Consider the following 17,091-nt stretch of genomic DNA (forward strand, 5'->3'; position numbering starts at 1 on the left):
AGCAGGCTCACTCCTTCAGGTTAAGCGGCGTTATGGATGGATCAGAGCGTCAGGATCATCTCGTGCCACGCCATGCCGCCGTGGTCGGACTCGGACGGTTTGATGTAGGCGAAGCCGAAACCGGCGTACAACGCAATGTGCTGTTCCTTGCACATCAGATGAATCGTCGCCTTGTCCATTGCGCGCATACGCTCGATGAACTCGCCCAGCAGGCGCTTGGCCAGGCCCAGCCCCTGATAATCCGGGTGCACCACTACCGACATGATCACCACGTTCGGCCCTTTCGCGTCGTGGCCGATCAGTTCCTTGAATGCCTCGTCGGACATCTGCACATCAAACGCCGCGCCTGAATTGATAAAACCAGCCACCACGCCATCCACCTCGGCGACGATGAAGCCGTCCGGCCAGGTGGCGATGCGCGTGGCGATTTTCTCGCGGGTGGCAGCTTCGTCACCTTCGTAGGCGACGGTTTCGATGGCGTAGCAGCGGTCCAGGTCAGCGGGGCTGACGTTGCGGATAACGGTGTTCATGGCGGCTCGGAAAAGTCGGAATCAAGCCCGCAAGCATAAAGCCTCGGGACAGAAAAGTGGATTCGGCCGGGAGTATGGAAAGCTCATTGCGTTTCGCATGCTCACAGCGCATGCAACTGCTCGACGGCACCCGAGCCGACAAACTCGTTGTACCCGGAAACAATCACGTAGACCGCGAAATAGCAGAAGATCGCCGCCGAGGCCAGGTAGGAATAACGCAACAACTTGTCGCCCAGCAGCTTGCCACCGTGGCTGGCGGCGAAGCACAAACCGGCCGACCACAGCAGCCCGGCGCAGAGGAAACCGCCGAGAAACAGCGCCGAGCTCAACGGACCACCGCCACCGGATCGGGCAATCAACGTGCCGCCGACCGCAGCAAACCAGAGAATCGCGCTTGGCGACGACATGGCGAGAAATATGCCGCGAAAGAATTCCTTGCGATGGGAGTTCTGCCCCACCTCTGCCGTCTCGGCCAGCAACGCTTCGTGGTGGATCGCCGAATAAATCATCTTGGCGGCGAAGTAGATCAGCAACGCCGAACCGCCGATCCACAGCACCCAGCGCACGCTTTCGTATTGCAGCAAAACGGTCATGCCGGCCAAGGCCAGCACCGCGTAAATCAGGTCGCCCACGCAGGTGCCCAGGCCCAGAGCAAAGCCCTGAAAGTAGCCGCGCTGCATCGCCAGCGTAATCATGGCGATGTTGGCCACGCCGATGTCCAGGCACAGCGAAAGGCTCAGCAAGAAGCCGCTGGTGAATTCCATTGACCGATTTTCCTTGAAAAAAATGTTTACAACCGCGCTGGACAGTCTGCCATCACTGCCCTTATCTTCGCCAACAGGTCACCGCAGTGACCAGCGTCGCTCGGACGGTTCCGGGCGCTTACGTTATCCGAGGCAACAATGGCCGAACAAGGTTCGCCGCGCCGCTTTGCGCGCATCGATCGACTCCCCCCTTACGTTTTCAATATCACCGCCGAGCTGAAGATGGCCGCTCGCCGTCGTGGTGAAGACATCATCGACCTGAGCATGGGCAATCCCGACGGCGCCACGCCGCCGCACATTGTCGAAAAACTCGTACAAGTCGCCCAGCGTGAAGACACGCACGGTTACTCGACGTCCAAGGGCATTCCGCGCCTGCGTCGGGCGATTTCCAACTGGTACAAGCAGCGCTACGAAGTCGACATCGACCCGGAAAGCGAAGCCATCGTCACCATCGGCTCCAAGGAAGGCCTGGCGCATTTGATGCTGGCCACTCTGGATCAGGGCGACACGGTGCTGGTACCGAACCCGAGCTACCCGATTCACATTTACGGCGCGGTGATCGCTGGCGCTCAGGTGCGTTCGGTGCCGCTGGTGCCCGGTGTGGATTTCTTTGACGAGCTGGAGCGCGCCATTCGCGGCTCGATTCCCAAGCCGAAAATGATGATCCTCGGCTTCCCGTCGAACCCGACCGCGCAGTGCGTGGAGCTGGATTTCTTCGAGCGGGTGATCGCCCTCGCCAAGCAGTACGACGTCCTGGTGGTGCACGATCTGGCTTACGCCGACATCGTCTACGACGGCTGGAAAGCCCCGTCGATCATGCAGGTGCCCGGCGCCAAGGACATCGCGGTGGAATTTTTTACCCTGTCCAAGAGCTACAACATGGCCGGCTGGCGCATCGGTTTCATGGTCGGCAATCCGGAACTGGTCAACGCGCTGGCGCGGATCAAGAGCTACCACGACTACGGCACCTTCACCCCGTTGCAAGTGGCCGCGATTGCCGCGCTGGAAGGCGATCAACAGTGCGTGCGCGACATCGCCGAGCAATACCGCCAGCGGCGCAACGTGCTGGTCAAAGGCCTGCATGAATTGGGCTGGATGGTCGAGAATCCGAAGGCGTCGATGTATGTCTGGGCGAAGATCCCTGAGGCGTATGCGCATCTGGGTTCGCTGGAGTTTGCCAAGAAACTGCTGGCCGAAGCCAAGGTCTGCGTTTCGCCTGGCGTAGGCTTTGGCGAGTATGGCGACGACCACGTGCGCTTTGCACTGATCGAAAACCAGGACCGGATTCGCCAGGCCGTGCGCGGGATTCGCGGGATGTTCAGGGCGGATGGCTTAGTTACCAAATAACTGACACACAGCCCCTGTAGGAGCTGCCGAAGGCTGCGATCTTTTGATCTTGTTTTTTTACAATCAAAAGATCGCTGCCTCGTTTCACTCGACAGTTCCTACAGGTGCCGTGTTTACAAAGATCATCGCCCACAAAAAAACCGCATCACTGCGGTTTTTTTGTGCCTGCAAACTGCCGCTTAAACGAACAGCGACAACAGCAGGATAAAGCCCAGGCCCACCACCGACAGAATGGTTTCCATCGCGGTCCAGGTCTTGAAGGTTTCGGCCACGGTCATGTTGAAGTACTGCTTGACCAGCCAGAAACCGGCGTCGTTGACGTGGGACAGAATCAGCGAACCGGCACCGGTGGCCAGCACCAGCAGCTCGCGGTTGACGCCCGGGATCATGCCCACCACCGGCACGACGATCCCGGCACCAGTGATGGTCGCCACAGTGGCCGAACCGGTTGCGATACGGATGACCGCCGCCACCAGCCATGCCAGCAGGATCGGCGAAATCTGCGCGCTGACCGCCATGTGGCCGATCACATCACCGACGCCGCTGGTGACCAGCATCTGCTTGAAGCCGCCGCCGGCACCGATGATCAGGATGATCGCAGCGGTTGGCGCCAGACTGGCGTCCAGCCATTTGAGCATCTGGTTGGAACCGATGCCCTGCTTGTAGCCGAAGGTGTAGAGCGACAGCAGCAAGGCCAGCAGCAGTGCGGAGATCGGGTGACCGATCATGTCCATCCAGAGGCGGAAGAAATTGCCGTCCGGCAACGCCACGTCAGCGAAGGTTTTCAGCAGCATCAGGAACACCGGCAGCAGCACGGTGACCAGGGTGATGCCAAAGCTCGGCAGGTTGGCCGAATCGTTTTCGCGCGCCAGTTGATCGACCAGTTCCTGATTCGGGTGACCGGGAATGTGCTTGGCGATGAACGTACCAAAGATCGGACCGGCAATGATGGCGGTCGGCAGTGCGACGATCAGACCGTACAAAATGGTCTTGCCGATGTCAGCGCCGAACACGCCGATGGCCAGCAGCGGCCCCGGGTGCGGCGGCACCAGACCGTGCACGGCGGACAGACCGGCGAGCAGCGGGATACCGATTTTGATGATCGACACGCCGGTGCGACGGGCGACGATGAACACCAGCGGAATCAGCAGCACGAAGCCGATTTCGAAGAACAGCGGAATGCCCACCAGGAACGCGGCGAACATCATCGCCCACTGCACCTTGTCCTTGCCGAAGGCGCGGATCAGGGTCTGGGCGATCTGATCGGCCCCGCCCGATTCGGCCATCATTTTGCCGAGCATGGTGCCCAGGGCGAGGATGATGCCGACGAAACCGAGCACGCCACCGAAGCCGTCCTGGAACGCTTTGATGATGGTGTTGATCGGCATGCCCGAGGTCAGGCCGAGGAATGCGGCGGCGATGGTCAGGGCGATGAAAGGGTGAATCTTGAATTTGGTGATCAGGATAATCAGACCGATTACCGTGACCACCGCATCGAGCAGCAGGAACGTCTCGTGGGACATGCCAAACATGGGGGGTGTCTCCTGGATTGTTGTTGTTATTAAAGCGGGTTGAACAGAAGTCGGGAGGACAGCGCTGTCTCTTTCAACATACTCATACCGCCTGTTTCAGGCCGTTGGCCTGCCACCAGACGTGAGCCTGCAGGGCCAGCTCTTCAACGCTGTGTACAGAGGCATTGAGCGCCAGGGTCAGCGGCTCGCCCACGGGCGATTCGAGGGTGGCGAACTGGCTTTCGATCAACGTTGCCGGCATGAAGTGGCCCGGGCGGTGCGACACGCGCTCGGCGGCGACTTCCGGAGTCAATTCAAGAAACACGAAGCCCAGGCCCGGCAAGGCACTGCGCAAGACTTCGCGGTAACTGTGTTTGAGGGCCGAGCAGGTCAGCACCGGGCGTTGGCCTTGTGCATCGACGCGACGCAACTCATCGCACAGGCTGTCGAGCCAGCCGGCGCGGTCGTCGTCGTTCAGGGGGATCCCCGCGCTCATCTTTTCGATGTTCGCGGCCGGATGGAAAGTATCGCCTTCAATGGCAGTGGCGCCGCTCAAATGGCACAGGGCCTGGCTGACGCACGTCTTGCCGCAACCGGCAACGCCCATGATGACCAGGGCGGTGATGGGATGACTCATATAACACCTCAGCGCGCAGACAGCGCTACCTTTGCTAGCTATGACTCTAGTGCACAGGCAGAAGTTGCCGACGCCTTCTTGTCGTTTTTTTGGGTTGCAGCAGGTTTGTTCCCGACGCCAAAAAGCGCAGATCAGGCAGGACCGCGCTCACGCATTTGCAGCTGCATCAGGACAGCGCTACCTTAGTGCCTTGATTTTTGTTTGGCAAGCTGCCCGATGACCTCCCCCAAGAACGATAAAAATACCCGCACCACCGGCCGTCCGACCCTCAACGAAGTAGCGCGCCTGGCCGGTGTCAGCCCGATTACCGCCTCGCGTGCCTTGCGCGGCGTCAGCACGGTGGCCACCGAACTGGTGGAAAAAGTGCAGAAAGCCGCGCTGGAGCTCAACTACGTGGTCAACCCTGCCGCCCGCGCGCTGGCCTCGGCGCAGAGCCATTCTGTTGTCGTGTTGGTACCGTCTTTGTCCAACCTGCTGTTCATCGACACGCTGGAAGCCATTCATCGGGTGCTGACGCCCAAAGGCTTTGAAGTGCTGATTGGCAACTTCCACTACTCGCGCGATGAAGAAGAAAACCTGCTGCGCAACTACATGGCTTATCAGCCGCGCGGGTTCCTGCTGACCGGGTTCGATCGCACGGAAAGTTCGCGGCGGATGATTGAGGTGAGCAATATTCCCTGCGTCTACATGATGGAGCTCGACAGCGCCGCCGGGGTCAATTGCGTGGGGTTTTCGCAGCTAAGCGCCGGGGAAACTGCCGCCGAACATCTGCTCTCGCGCGGGCGCAAGCGTCTGGCGTACATCGGCGCGCAGCTGGATCAGCGCACCTTGTTGCGCGGCGAGGGTTTCCGTAAGGCACTGCAGAAGGCTGGCCGCTATGACCCGGATCTGGAAGTGCTGACGCCACGTGCGTCGTCAGTGGGCTTGGGCGGCGAGTTGTTTGTGCAATTGCTGGCAGCGCATCCAGATGTCGATGCAATTTTCTTTGGCAACGATGACCTGGCCCAAGGCGCACTGCTCGAAGCGCTACGCAACGGCATCAGGATTCCCGAGCAGGTGGCGATTCTCGGCTTCAATGATTTGCCGATGTCTGAACACATGGTGCCGCGCCTGAGCAGCATCAACACGCCGCGCGAAGCGATTGGCCGGCGCGCGGCGGAGCAGATGCTGACCTTGATGGCGGGCAACAAAGTGGCACGGCCGGTGGAGGACATGGGGTTTGAGCTGAAGGTTCGCGAGAGTACCTGACCTCCCACGGTTTTTTGTGGTACTCACAAACTCAAGATTTAACCGCATTCCCTGTGGGAGCGAGCTTGCTCGCGAAGGCGTCATTTCAGCCGACACTTTTGTTTGCTGATCCACCGCTTTCGCGAGCAAGCTCGCTCCCACACTGGGATCTGCGCAATGTTCAATGGCCGAGCAGATCCACCAAAGCCTGCGCCCCCTTCTGCAATGGCTGGCTCTTGAGCCACACCGCGTGCACCGGCAGCACCAGACCATTTTCGATGTTGCGAAAATTCAGCTGTTTCAATCTTCCCGCGTCCAGCCACGGCTGCACCACCGACAGCGGAAAATTGCCCCAGCCCAGTCCGGCCTCGACCATTTCCATCGCCGTCTCGAGCGTGTCCGTGCGCCAGTAAGACTGCGCCACCAACGGCCGCGTCTCGCTGATCGGCAAGTCGCGGCTGGCGACGATGATCTGCCGTACTTGCACCAGGTCCTCCAGAAACACATCGCGCCCCTGCAACAGCGGGCTGTCCGCCGCCAGCGTGGCAATCATCCGTTCGCTGCCGACGAACTGAAATCGTTCCAGAGCGTTCACGCTCAACCCGGCGAACGCCAGACACACGCTGACCCGACCGTTGTGCAACATGGCCAGCACATCATCCTGCGGCGCGGTCAGCACTTCGATGTCGAGCAGCGGGTGACGCTCGGCAATCACTTTGATCGCCGCCAGCAGGCGCCGCCGATCAATGTCCGCAACCACGCCAATCGACAACTTGCTTTCCAGGCCCAGCGATAACTCCACCGCATGCACTTGCAATTGCTTGAGCTGCTCGGCGATCAAGCGTGCGTGCGGCACCAGTGACTGCGCCATGGCGGTGGGTTGCGGTTCGCGATGACTGCGGTCGAACAACGCATAACCGAGTTCGGCCTCAAGATTGGCAATGCCCATACTCACCGCTGACGGCACCTTGCCCAGCTGCCGCGCAGCAGCGGAAAACGAGCCACGCTCGATCACGGCGAGAAACACTTCGATGCTGTCGCTGCTGAAAACCACCTTCACCGCCTATCAATAAAACTGAAAGCTACCAACTTTTTCTGTCAGCCCTATTGAAGCTATCTTTCGCCGCCTTCGCCAGCCCCCTGGCCAACACTCGGCAAGAAAGAGGCAATTCCCCATGCAAGGCGTCAAACGCAAACTGGTTTACGTGTCGCTCTACGAAGTCATCGGCATGACTTTCTCCGCCCTCGGCCTGGCTTTGTTATCCGGCACGTCGCCGGGCAGCACCGGACCACTGGCGGTGATCATCACCACCATCGCCGTGACCTGGAATTTCATCTACACCTCATTGTTCGAGCACTGGGAAAGTCGCCAGGTCTCGCGCACCCGCACGGTGAAACGGCGCATCGCCCACGCGGTCGGCTTTCAACTGACGTTGATCGTGTTCCTGATTCCGTTGATTGCATGGTGGATGAACATCAGTCTGGTGCAGGCATTCCTCCTGGATCTGGCGCTGATCATTTTCATCCCGTGCTACACATTCGCGTTCAACTGGCTGTTCGACCGGATCTTCGGCCTGCCGAGCTCGGCGCTGCCGAATTCTGCAACAGCGTAACGGTAACCCAGCTCCCAGGGCCCAGCGCCAGCAGTATGCTGATCGTGATGCTGACCGTCTGTCTGAATCACGTCCATTTCAGCGCCGACCTGTAATTTCTGACAGTAGACGAGAAAGGACGACGGATGAATGATGCGCAAGCGGCAACGATTGGTTTCCGCTTTCATTCAGATATATGGAGATATCCCATGACCAGCACCTTCACCGCTGAAATGACTTCGCCTGGCGCCCCAGATGTACCAACGTACAGCGCCACCGTAATAAATGTCGTACCCAACGCGCCGCCTCTTCTCACCCAGGTTATTCAATCTAATAATGACGAGAATAGACACTTGGGCCTTAGTTTCAAAAACGATGGTCTAGACAGCGGCTCGCATGTCCTGACTGACGATAACACAAGTGTCATTTATTCAATCAACTCGGAGACCATTTTTCCCGGGATCTCATCCGGAAATATCGAAATCGATAGCTTGGCGGGGACTTATAAAGGTAACTTTACGGCGACGTGGACAGATAGGTTTGGCAGGCAATGGACCGTCGACAGTAACTTTGACATTAAAGTTATCCCCCAAAAATAAACAACGAATGGGCGATAAAACGTTTTGACGTTGATGTAACAACGCTCATTTGTTTGCGACGTTAGTCGCTAGAAATGAGCGTTGCCCCAGATAGATCAATTCAACTGCAACGTCTCATTGAACTGACTGATCGCATCCACCACATGCCGCGAGCCCTGCTGAATCTCCAGAATTACTTCGCCCGCCTCGTTAGCCAGTTCCACACCCAGCCCGGTTCGGCTCAAACTCGACTGCATGCTCGATACTGCGCTCAGCGACAAGTCATGGTTCTTGCGCACCACGTCGACGATTTCCACAGTCGCCTGACTGGTCCGCGCCGCGAGGCTGCGCACCTCATCGGCCACCACCGCAAAACCCCGGCCATGCTCACCGGCGCGCGCGGCTTCGATGGCAGCGTTGAGTGCCAGCAGGTTGGTCTGATCGGCGATGCCGCGAATGGTCTGGACGATGGTGCCGATGATGTCCGACTGTTTGCTCACCGCATCGATGCTCACCGCGGCCTCATTCAGGTCGCGGGAAATGTCCTGAATGATCTGCACGGTTTGCTGCACGACCTGTGAGCCTTTTTGCGCACAGGCATCGTTTTGTACCGAGGTGCTGTGGGCCGATTCCGCGGCGCTCTGCAGGGTGGTCATTTGCCGAGTGATGTCGCTGGCGAACTTGACCACTTTGTACAGGCGGCCCTTGGTGTCGAACAGCGGGTTGTAAGAGGCTTCCAGATACACCATCTGCCCGGACTTGTTCTTACGCTCGAAACGGTGCGAGTGATATTCACCGCGATTGAGCGAAGCCCAGAACGCCTTGTACTGCGCCGATTCGGCTTCGGCGCGATGACAGAACAGGCTGTGGTGCTGGCCGACGATTTCATTGAGCGAGTACTGCATGGTTTGCAGAAAATTGTCGTTGGCGCTGATGACATTGCCTTGCGGGGTAAATTCGATCACCGCCATGGACCGACTGATCGCCGCCAGCATGGCTTCTTCTTCATGCTCTTTGTTGATGCGCGCGGTGATGTCCGCAGCAACCTTGATGACACTTCTGACTTGTCTGTCGGGACCGAACACCGGCATGTAACTGGCTTCAAGCCAGATTTCCCGGCCACTCTTGTTCAAGCGCAGGAAAGTCCCACTGAGTGGTTCACCCCGCGCGAGGTCGCGCCACAACTTTGCGTATTCCTCGCTGCGATAAAAGCTTTCTTCGCAGAAGATCCGGTGGTGTTTGCCGCGTACTTCCTCGGCGCGGTAACCCATGGTCTTGCAGAAATTCTCGTTGGCGTCGAGGACGATGCCTTCCGGGGTGAACTCGATCATGGCCATCGAGCGGCTGATCGCCTCGATTTTCGCGTTGGCCTCGGTCAACGCGCCGCTGAAGCGCTCGATTTCCCGCAGGTCAGCCTTGTGATGTAGGTTGAACATGGTTGTATCACCTTCCGCGCGTTCTTTTGATTTGATGAAAGTTCAGGTGCTTCAAGATCCACCACTACGTTCCACAGAACAGGCACACGCCTTCCTCCACAGGAGGAAGTTGTCAGGTGATAAATGATGATCAATCGGATGCGTCGTGCAGCGACGCCCTGATCAAGACATCCTTTTCTTGATAGCCCGCACGCGGGCCAGCCCTAACGCGTTGAAGAACTTCCATGTAGGTGACGCTCCTTGTTGGTTCAGTGTCGGTGCCTTGAATTGCGCACTCTGGCAGCATGAATCACGGACCAACCTGTACAGGCGACATGCATGGCATGACGGTCGACATGGTTAGTTAGTTGCAAGCATAGCCAGCACAACGTGGGGCGCAAGGCCACTAGTCGGCCAGTATCTGGCACTTTTCGCACAAGAAACGGTTCAGCGCGGGGAGATTGGTCACCAGGACAGGCGCTATTCGCGAGCAGGCTCGCTCCCACATGGGGATCCATTCCCCTGTAGAAGCGAGCCTGCTCGTGAAGGCGCCATGAGAAGCACTACAAAAACACCAGAAAAAACCTACAACCCCCCATTCACCTTGGCCGCCACCTCCCCCGGCACCCAGGCAGTCCAGACCTGCGGCTGATCACGCAGGAACGTCTCGGCCACGGCTCGCGGTTGCAGGCGTTTCTCACTCATGCCGGCCAGGGTCTGGTTGAGCAGATCGATCGGCAGATCGACTTTTTCAAAAAACGCGACCAACTCCGGATACTGCGCCTTGAACGGCGCCGACACGCCAATCGCCAGACTCGCCGGCATCGACCGCGTGCCTCGTGGATTCGGGTTGTTGGCGTCGGCCAGGGTTTTCCATGCCTCGGCGTCGAATGGCGGTTCTTCCAGTTTCACCAGTTTGAAGCGACCGAGCAGAGGCGTCGGTGACCAGTAGTAGAACAGCACCGGTTTACCGCGTTTGATCGACGACGCCACCTCGGCATCCAGCGCCGCGCCGGAGCCGGTGCGGAAGTTGACGAAGCTGTCGCTCAGCCCATACGCCTTGAGCTTCTGGCTGTTGACGATTTCCGAAGTCCAGCCGGTCGGGCTGTTGAGAAAGCGCCCACGGCCCGGGTCTTCCGGGTCGCGGAACACGTCCTTGTAGCGCGGCAGGTCGGCGACCGATTTCAGCTCCGGCGCCAGCGCTTTGATGCCGCGCTCGGGATCGCCCTTGATCACGTATTCCGGCACCCACCAGCCTTCGGTGGCGCCTTTGACCGTGTCGCCGAGGCCGAATACCTTGCCCTCGGCGGCAGCCTTGACCCACGCCGGACTGCGCCCGGCCCACTCTTCGCCGATCACCTGAATATCGTTTTTCGCCAGTGCCGCCTCGAGGCTGACGGTGCTGCCGGGCAGCGTATCGGTCGGGTAGCCGTAGCCTTTTTCGACAATCAGGCGCAGCACTTCGGTGATGAAACTGCCGCTCTCCCAAGTGATGTCGCCGAAGTGAATGGGCGCGGTTTTATCGGCGGCTGAAACAGCGCCGACGCTCAGGCTCAGCGCCAGCAGCGTGCGCCCCAGCAGGGTTTTGATCGATCTCATGCGGACCTCTTTTCTTCCAGGAATTGATTGGCGCTGTGCCGGTCGCACAGCGCTTGGGAACGGGCCATGTACACACTGACCGAACGTTGCGAGATGCCCAGTTCGGCAGCGATTTGCGGGTAGGTCAGGCCATCGATGCGCGCCAGCAGAAAGGTCGAGCGGACTTTGGCCGGCAAACGATGCAGGCTGTGGTCGAGGCGATCGAGGGTTTGCGCAAGCTGCACCAGATCTTCTGGCGAGACCGCGTAATCGACATCCGCCTGCTGAAGATGACGGCGTTGCAGATCCGCCCGTCGCCAATGCTGATAAAGCTGACGCTGAGCGATGGTCGTCAGCAGAGCGCGAGGCTCGCGAATGGCCGTCAGCGCTGCGGCTTCGAGCAGTTGCGCGAAGGTTTCAGCGGCAATGTCTTCCACGCTCGCCGCGTCATGCAGATGACGGCGCAGGTGCGTGCAAAGCCACTGGTAGTGAGCGCGGAACAAAGCGTCCAGATGAATGCGATGGGCTGCGTCGGCACCGGACATAGGGGTTCCTGGGTTAGGGGTCGCTGAATGTCCGGTCGTCCGGTGGCGCGATCGTAGCAAGGCGCCTTATTCTTTAATAATATTTAAATTTCATTTTTATATGCATTTTACGAATAAAGAGCAAAAGATCGCAGCCTTCGGCAGCTCCTACAGCGGTATGCATCCAACCCCAGAGCTGCGGAAGGCTGCGACCTTCTAGCGTAGGCGGCCATAACCCGACTCTTCAGCCTCGCGCCGATAGTCGAGCAGGATCTGATAATCGCTTTCGCTGGCCGCAAGTACCTCGGGCAATCCCAACGTCTGCGCGACTTCAGGGAGCTCGCTCAGCGTTTCGTTCATCACCTGCCGCAACGTCTCGACTTGTTCCTGCGCAGCGCTGCCGACGGTGATGAACGGCAAGGTCGGACTCAACGCACTGCGCGCTACAACTCGCAAGCCGCTGACTTCTTCAGGCGCATGCTGCGCGATATAAGCGAACGTGACGCTGTCGATGGCGGCCAGATCGGCGCGATTTTCCCGCAGCCAGCGCAGGCTCTCGCGATGCCCGCCACTGGCGCCGACGCTGGCAAAAAACTCGCCGTCTTCCTGCAAAGGTGCCAGACGCTGGCGCAGCAGGTTCATGCCGCTGTTGGAGTCTTCGCTGTTGATCACCCCACGGCTGCGGCGGAAGTCCGAAAGCGTGTCGCGCGGGTCATCCGAGCGGCTGAGGATCAGGCTGCAATGCTGGCCAGCGCTAGCGTCGGGCAATTCGTAACGAGGCCGGCCGACCACGCGCACTTGGCCACGCAGTGCGGTCATCAGCGGGTAGCCGCAGGTTTGGGTGAGCAGCAGATGCGGTGATAACCACAGCTCGGGCAGGGAGAGATTTCCTGCATCGAGGCGGCTGTGGCCCAGATGTTCGAGGATGCGCGTCAACCATTGTTCATTGGCCTCGCGGATGGGCTCGGGAGCTGGGTACATCAACAGTTCGGCGTGGTGTTGGCTCATCGAAGCTTTTCCATTCGGTGTAATACGCTGTGGGAGCGAGCCTGCTCGCGAAGGTTTCGTCACATTCAGAACATGTTTGACTGATAAACCGCTTTCGCGAGCAGGCTCGCTCCCACAGGGTTTTGGGGCGGCCTGATAGTCAGTGAAACGGATGCTCCGGGCTATCAATCGGTTTGAAACCATGTTGTCGCCACAGCTGCCCATACCCCCGCACCACGAACCCGCCGCTGCGGGCGATCCATCGTTCACGGTGCATGCGGTAAACCTTCGGCAAGTCGTACCACGCCAGCCTCGGCAAGTCGTGATGCACCAGATGGAAATTCAGATTGAGAAACAGCCAGCGCCACGGCCAGCCGGCCTCGTTGAGCACGGTGCGCTGCTCGGCTTGTGCATGGGGCCGATGCTCGTGAAACGAACGGATCATGGCAATCGACAGCGCAGGGACGCTGATCAACAACAGGTAATGCCACACCGGCAGGACGCTGTACCGCGCAATGAACCAGAGCATCAGCAGCGTTACGAAGCCGTGGGTCAGCCACATCAGCCAGGCTTGGTAATCGGCGTTTTTCAAGCGCCGCAGTTCCTCACGCGCCAGCTCGATCAACGCCAGCGGCGCGCCAATCACAAAGCGGCCGAGCACGGTCTTGTTCAGCCAATGCAGGCCGCGCTCGAACACAGATCCGCCCTGCCAGTCGGCGGATGCCAGATAGCGGCTTTCCGGATCGACGCCAGGCACCGTCAGATCTTCATCACGGTGATGGCGCAAGTGGCTGTCGCGATACAGCGTGTACGGATACCACACGGCAAACGGCGCGTAGCCAAGCACTTTATTGACGAGGGTCCAGCGGGTCGGATGGCCATGGAGCAGTTCATGCTGCAATGACAACCACAGCACCAGCAGCGGGATCAGCAACAACGTGCTCCCGCCGCGTCCGAGCGCATCGCTGCCAAGGATGATGGCGAACCAGCCTGCGTACACAGCGAACAGCAACAGCCAGGTCGGCCACTCGCTGCGGGCGGTGAAGCGCCGGCGCAGGGTTTCGATTTGCTGGCGATGCTCGGCATCGAAGTAAAAGGCCATGGCGTTGCTCGGAACCGGGATCATTCCCTTGTGTGCAACGACGGCTGGCAATCTTGCAGATTATTTTTTCGGGCAAAGTGGAAGCCCGTGAACCGGGCTTCCGAATGGTTTGTTCAATGGCCGAAAATGTCGACTTTCTTGGCTTTCTTTTCGGCGCGTTTTTCAACCGCAGTCTTCGCGGGTTTCTTCTTTGCGGCTTTCTTTGAATCCATACCTTTGGACATGATCAATACTCCACTCAGGGGATGTGAGATCAGGTATACACCTATCCCGAGGTGCGCGTTCTTTTATAATCGGCGCTTTTCGCACCGACAGCCGAACTCATGTCCGACATCCATTACAGCCAGCTCGACGAATCGTTGTGGCCGCTGATGAACAAGTTCTACCGCAGCCACCAGTCCTCGATGAAAGCCGTGCGCGAGGCCCAGTTGTGGGTCGCGCGACGCGGCGAGATCGTGGCGGCGCTGTGCCTGCGGCCGGTGTCGGGCGGGCACTGGCTGACGGGGCTTTTTGTTGATCCGCAGTGGCGCGAACAAGGAATTGCCGGGCAACTTATCGTTGCGGCGGTCAGGGAGGTGCACGAGCCGGTGTGGCTGTTCTGCCATCCGGATTTGCGCGGGTTTTATGAGCGGCGCGGGTTCAGCTTTGATCCGGCACTGCCGCAGGCGATGGCCGAGCGGCTGAGCCGGTATGCGCGGAGCAAGCCGATGATCGCGATGGGACTAGTTTAAAGATCAAAAGATCGCAGCCTTCGGCAGCTCCTACACCGATCCCTGTAGGAGCTGCCGAAGGCTGCGATCTTTTGATTCTGGTTAATCGTCAGCCATGGGGTCGAGATCAGGGAACAGCACTTCGGTAAAGCCGAACTTGCTGAAATCGGTAATCCGCGAAGGATACAGCCGGCCGATCAGGTGATCGCATTCATGCTGCACCACCCGCGCATGAAACCCCGAGGCCACGCGCACAATCGGCTCGCCCTTCGGATCAAACCCTTCGTAGCGAATCTGCTGATAGCGATCCACCGCCCCGCGCAGGCCCGGCACTGACAGACAGCCTTCGAAACCCTCTTCCATCAGCGGATTCAATGGCGTAATCAGCGGATTGATCAGGATGGTCTGCGGCACCGCTTCGGCGTCCGGGTAACGCTCGCTGTGCTCGAAACCGAAGATCACCAGTTGCAGATCGACACCGATCTGCGGCGCGGCCAGGCCGACCCCGCCAACGCTTTCCATGGTCTGGAACATGTCGTCGATCAGTTGCCACAACTCGGCGCTGTCGAACATCTCCGGCGGTACGGGCGGGGCAATGCGCAGCAGGCGCTCATCACCCATTTTCAGGATTTCACGAATCATGGTCGGGCTTCATCTGTGTCCGGCTTGAGCGAATGATCGCGGCCCAGGCCAGAGACGTGTTGTTTGGTGGATTCATCCGGTTCGCCGGGGGCTTTCTCGCCCTTGTCCTTGCCTTCGGCGGACATGTGCTCGATCACCGCGTTCATTTCCGCCCCGAGCAGCAGCACCGCTGCGGAAATATAGAAATACAGCAAGAGCACGATGATCGCCCCGATGCTGCCGTACATCGCGTTGTAGTTGGCGAAGGTTTTTACGTAGAAGGCAAAGCCCAGCGAGGCGAGGATCCACACCACTACCGCGAGCACCGAGCCGGGGGTGATGAAACGGAAATCCTGTTTGACGTCAGGCATGACGTAATAGATCAGCGCCACCGCGACCATCATCAGAATCACGATGACCGGCCAGCGCGCGATGGTCCACACCGTGACGATGAAGTCTTCCAGCCCCACTTGTGCGGCAATCCAGCCCATCACCTGTGGCCCGAGCACCATCAAAGCAGCAGCAATCAGCAACATGCCGGCAATGCCGACGGTGTAGACGATCGACAAGGGAAAACGCTTCCACACCGGGCGGCCTTCGACCACGTCATACGCAGCGTTCATCGCGCTCATCATCAGGCGCACGCCGGCCGACGCGGTGTACAGGGCGATGACAATACCGATGGAAAGCAGGCCACCCTTGGATTGCTGCAACTGGTCGATCACCGGGTTGACCTGTTCCAGCGCTTGCGGCGGCAGCACCAGTTCCGATTGCAGGCGCAGCCAGGAAAAGAAGTCCGGCAAATGCAGAAAACCGATCAAGGCAATCAGAAACAGAATGAACGGAAACAGCGAAAACAGCATCTGGTAAGCCAGCGCCGAGGCGTAGGTCGACATTTCGTCGTCGACGAATTCAGTGACCGTGCGCACCATCACCCGGTGCAGGGGCAGACCTTTCATGTCCGGAAATATCATTCGCGTCTCCTTGCGCCGCAAAAAGGTGGAAGTCGTGGCGACTCAGGGGCCGTTTTTTACCTCACGGTAGCCTAATTGGCGACCCTTTGGCGGATCACCGCAGGGTTGCGATACAAAAACGGCCATCCGTGGATGGCCGCTGAAGTGTTCATTCAAGGCTGGATCAGGCCTTGTCGACGCCTTTTTTCACGGCATCCTTGGCTTTGCCGACAGCTTGCTGGGCTTCGCCTTTTTTCTCTTGGACTTTGCCTTCTGCGCGCAGCTTGTCATTGTCAGTCGCCTTGCCGACGCCTTGCTTGACGTTACCAGCAGCTTCGTTGGCCATGCCCTTAACTTTATCGCCTGTGCTACTCATGGTTTTTCTCCGTAAAGCATAAAAGGTAGAAAAGTCATTACGTAACGATTGACTGGCGTCGTTTGCGCCAAGTTTCATTTTTTTTGCCGACATTTCGTCGCTGCGTGCAGGTTGCGCTTTATGTTTGCCGGCATTGCCCCGAGAATGCTCAGCCTATGGGCCTTGCGCCCCGCACACCGATTCGCAGGAATGTCATGAAACTCAATAAAACCCAGGCCATCGCCCGTCGCAACCAGGAACTGGGCGGCGCCGTGCTCGGCACCAATAACTGCCACTTTGCCGAACTGAACCGCAACCGCAACATCTGGTGGTTCGACCTCCCGGTGTCGCGCCTGGCCATCGGTCAGTACGAGTGGATTCATTTGTTGATGCACACCCCGGCCACCGATGAACTGCTGCACCTGAAAGTGCCGACGGTGTTCCTGCGTGAAAAGCTCGAAGGGCTGGTGATTCGCAATGAAGGCAAACGCAAGGCAGCGCTGAGCCTGGAATTGAGTGCGGACAAGGATTCCTATCTGCAGGACATGCGGCCGGCGGGGACCAACGTGAATTTTGCGCCGTTTCGTCAGTAGCCGTTTATCACGGCGCGTCTGATATCTGTGGCGAGGGAGCTTGCTCCCGTGGGCTGCGAAGCGGCCC

Annotated in this window: 19 protein-coding genes and 1 pseudogene; 6 read left to right on the forward strand and 14 right to left on the reverse strand. The window is 58.9% G+C overall.

Features of this window, described 5'->3' with window-relative positions:
• Positions 1-41: 41 nt before the first annotated feature.
• Both VNV36_RS08755 and VNV36_RS08760 read right to left on the reverse strand, forming a co-directional pair.
• Positions 42-530 carry a GNAT family N-acetyltransferase gene (locus VNV36_RS08755; RefSeq protein ID WP_325717415.1) on the reverse strand — a complete coding sequence of 163 codons (489 nt, stop codon included), beginning with the start codon at positions 528-530 and terminating at the stop codon, positions 42-44.
• 101 nt (positions 531-631) lie between these two features.
• Positions 632-1,294, reverse strand: coding sequence for a LysE family translocator (locus VNV36_RS08760; protein ID WP_123418899.1), 663 nt, complete (start codon positions 1,292-1,294; stop codon positions 632-634).
• 138 nt (positions 1,295-1,432) lie between these two features.
• Here VNV36_RS08760 and alaC point away from each other — a divergent pair, with 138 nt between their 5' ends.
• Positions 1,433-2,641, forward strand: a complete 1,209-nt coding sequence (alaC, locus tag VNV36_RS08765; RefSeq protein ID WP_325717416.1) for an alanine transaminase — start codon at positions 1,433-1,435, stop codon at positions 2,639-2,641.
• A 179-nt stretch (positions 2,642-2,820) separates the two neighbouring features.
• On the opposite strand, the gene VNV36_RS08770 is transcribed toward alaC, so the two are convergent.
• Together VNV36_RS08770 and VNV36_RS08775 are read right to left on the reverse strand one after the other, a co-directional pair.
• Complete coding sequence (locus VNV36_RS08770) at positions 2,821-4,173, reverse strand: GntP family permease (RefSeq protein WP_325717417.1); 1,353 nt, start codon at positions 4,171-4,173, stop codon at positions 2,821-2,823.
• An 82-nt stretch (positions 4,174-4,255) separates the two neighbouring features.
• Positions 4,256-4,789, reverse strand: coding sequence for a gluconokinase (locus tag VNV36_RS08775; RefSeq protein ID WP_325717418.1), 534 nt, complete (start codon positions 4,787-4,789; stop codon positions 4,256-4,258).
• 216 nt (positions 4,790-5,005) lie between these two features.
• On the opposite strand from VNV36_RS08775, the gene gntR reads away from it, so the two are divergent.
• Positions 5,006-6,037 (forward strand): HTH-type transcriptional regulator GntR, encoded by a 1,032-nt coding sequence (gene gntR, locus VNV36_RS08780; RefSeq protein ID WP_325717419.1) that lies wholly within the window; start codon positions 5,006-5,008, stop codon positions 6,035-6,037.
• A gap of 160 nt (positions 6,038-6,197) precedes the next feature.
• On the opposite strand, the gene VNV36_RS08785 is transcribed toward gntR, so the two are convergent.
• Complete coding sequence (locus tag VNV36_RS08785; RefSeq protein WP_325717420.1) at positions 6,198-7,070, reverse strand: LysR family transcriptional regulator; 873 nt, start codon at positions 7,068-7,070, stop codon at positions 6,198-6,200.
• 121 nt (positions 7,071-7,191) lie between these two features.
• Between VNV36_RS08785 and VNV36_RS08790 the strand changes: the two genes are divergently transcribed.
• Both VNV36_RS08790 and VNV36_RS08795 read left to right on the forward strand, forming a co-directional pair.
• On the forward strand, positions 7,192-7,629 hold the full coding sequence (locus VNV36_RS08790; RefSeq protein ID WP_325717421.1) for a PACE efflux transporter: 438 nt from the start codon (positions 7,192-7,194) through the stop codon (positions 7,627-7,629).
• Between the two features lie 188 nt (positions 7,630-7,817).
• Positions 7,818-8,207 carry a hypothetical protein gene (locus VNV36_RS08795; protein WP_325717422.1) on the forward strand — a complete coding sequence of 130 codons (390 nt, stop codon included), beginning with the start codon at positions 7,818-7,820 and terminating at the stop codon, positions 8,205-8,207.
• Between the two features lie 95 nt (positions 8,208-8,302).
• Here VNV36_RS08795 and VNV36_RS25755 read toward each other — a convergent pair whose 3' ends face one another.
• The 6 genes and pseudogenes from VNV36_RS25755 to VNV36_RS08820 all read right to left on the reverse strand — a co-directional run bounded on the left by VNV36_RS25755 (position 8,303) and on the right by VNV36_RS08820 (position 13,792).
• Positions 8,303-8,842, reverse strand: coding sequence for a methyl-accepting chemotaxis protein (locus VNV36_RS25755; protein ID WP_414705505.1), 540 nt, complete (start codon positions 8,840-8,842; stop codon positions 8,303-8,305).
• A gap of 9 nt (positions 8,843-8,851) precedes the next feature.
• A pseudogene (locus VNV36_RS25760) lies at positions 8,852-9,622 on the reverse strand (PAS domain-containing protein); the annotation flags it as partial.
• Positions 9,623-10,186: 564 nt separating this feature from the next.
• Positions 10,187-11,200, reverse strand: coding sequence for an ABC transporter substrate-binding protein (locus VNV36_RS08805; RefSeq protein ID WP_325717424.1), 1,014 nt, complete (start codon positions 11,198-11,200; stop codon positions 10,187-10,189).
• Entirely contained in the window at positions 11,197-11,724 is a 528-nt protein-coding gene (locus VNV36_RS08810) for a sigma-70 family RNA polymerase sigma factor (RefSeq protein ID WP_325717425.1), read from the reverse strand. Before VNV36_RS08810 ends, VNV36_RS08805 begins: the two co-directional genes overlap by 4 nt.
• A 195-nt stretch (positions 11,725-11,919) precedes the next feature.
• Positions 11,920-12,711 carry a phosphate/phosphite/phosphonate ABC transporter substrate-binding protein gene (locus tag VNV36_RS08815; protein WP_325717426.1) on the reverse strand — a complete coding sequence of 264 codons (792 nt, stop codon included), beginning with the start codon at positions 12,709-12,711 and terminating at the stop codon, positions 11,920-11,922.
• A 139-nt stretch (positions 12,712-12,850) separates the two neighbouring features.
• Positions 12,851-13,792, reverse strand: a complete 942-nt coding sequence (locus VNV36_RS08820; RefSeq protein WP_325717427.1) for a fatty acid desaturase — start codon at positions 13,790-13,792, stop codon at positions 12,851-12,853.
• A 323-nt stretch (positions 13,793-14,115) separates the two neighbouring features.
• Between VNV36_RS08820 and VNV36_RS08825 the strand changes: the two genes are divergently transcribed.
• A complete protein-coding gene (locus VNV36_RS08825) occupies positions 14,116-14,523 on the forward strand; it encodes a GNAT family N-acetyltransferase (RefSeq protein WP_325717428.1) in 408 nt (135 codons plus the stop codon).
• A gap of 81 nt (positions 14,524-14,604) precedes the next feature.
• Here the strand turns inward: VNV36_RS08825 and def are convergent, their stop codons facing one another.
• The 3 genes from def to VNV36_RS08840 form a co-directional block, all read right to left on the reverse strand.
• Entirely contained in the window at positions 14,605-15,144 is a 540-nt protein-coding gene (def, locus tag VNV36_RS08830; RefSeq protein WP_325717429.1) for a peptide deformylase, read from the reverse strand.
• Positions 15,141-16,097, reverse strand: coding sequence for a YihY/virulence factor BrkB family protein (locus VNV36_RS08835; protein ID WP_137213982.1), 957 nt, complete (start codon positions 16,095-16,097; stop codon positions 15,141-15,143). Before VNV36_RS08835 ends, def begins: the two co-directional genes overlap by 4 nt.
• A 163-nt stretch (positions 16,098-16,260) precedes the next feature.
• Positions 16,261-16,452 carry a CsbD family protein gene (locus VNV36_RS08840; RefSeq protein WP_325717708.1) on the reverse strand — a complete coding sequence of 64 codons (192 nt, stop codon included), beginning with the start codon at positions 16,450-16,452 and terminating at the stop codon, positions 16,261-16,263.
• Positions 16,453-16,646: 194 nt separating this feature from the next.
• Between VNV36_RS08840 and VNV36_RS08845 the strand changes: the two genes are divergently transcribed.
• Positions 16,647-17,024 carry a hypothetical protein gene (locus VNV36_RS08845; protein WP_325717430.1) on the forward strand — a complete coding sequence of 126 codons (378 nt, stop codon included), beginning with the start codon at positions 16,647-16,649 and terminating at the stop codon, positions 17,022-17,024.
• The last annotated feature ends 67 nt before the right edge of the window (positions 17,025-17,091 follow it).

The sequence above is a fragment of the Pseudomonas sp. genome (assembly GCF_035554175.1).
Lineage (GTDB): Bacteria > Pseudomonadota > Gammaproteobacteria > Pseudomonadales > Pseudomonadaceae > Aquipseudomonas.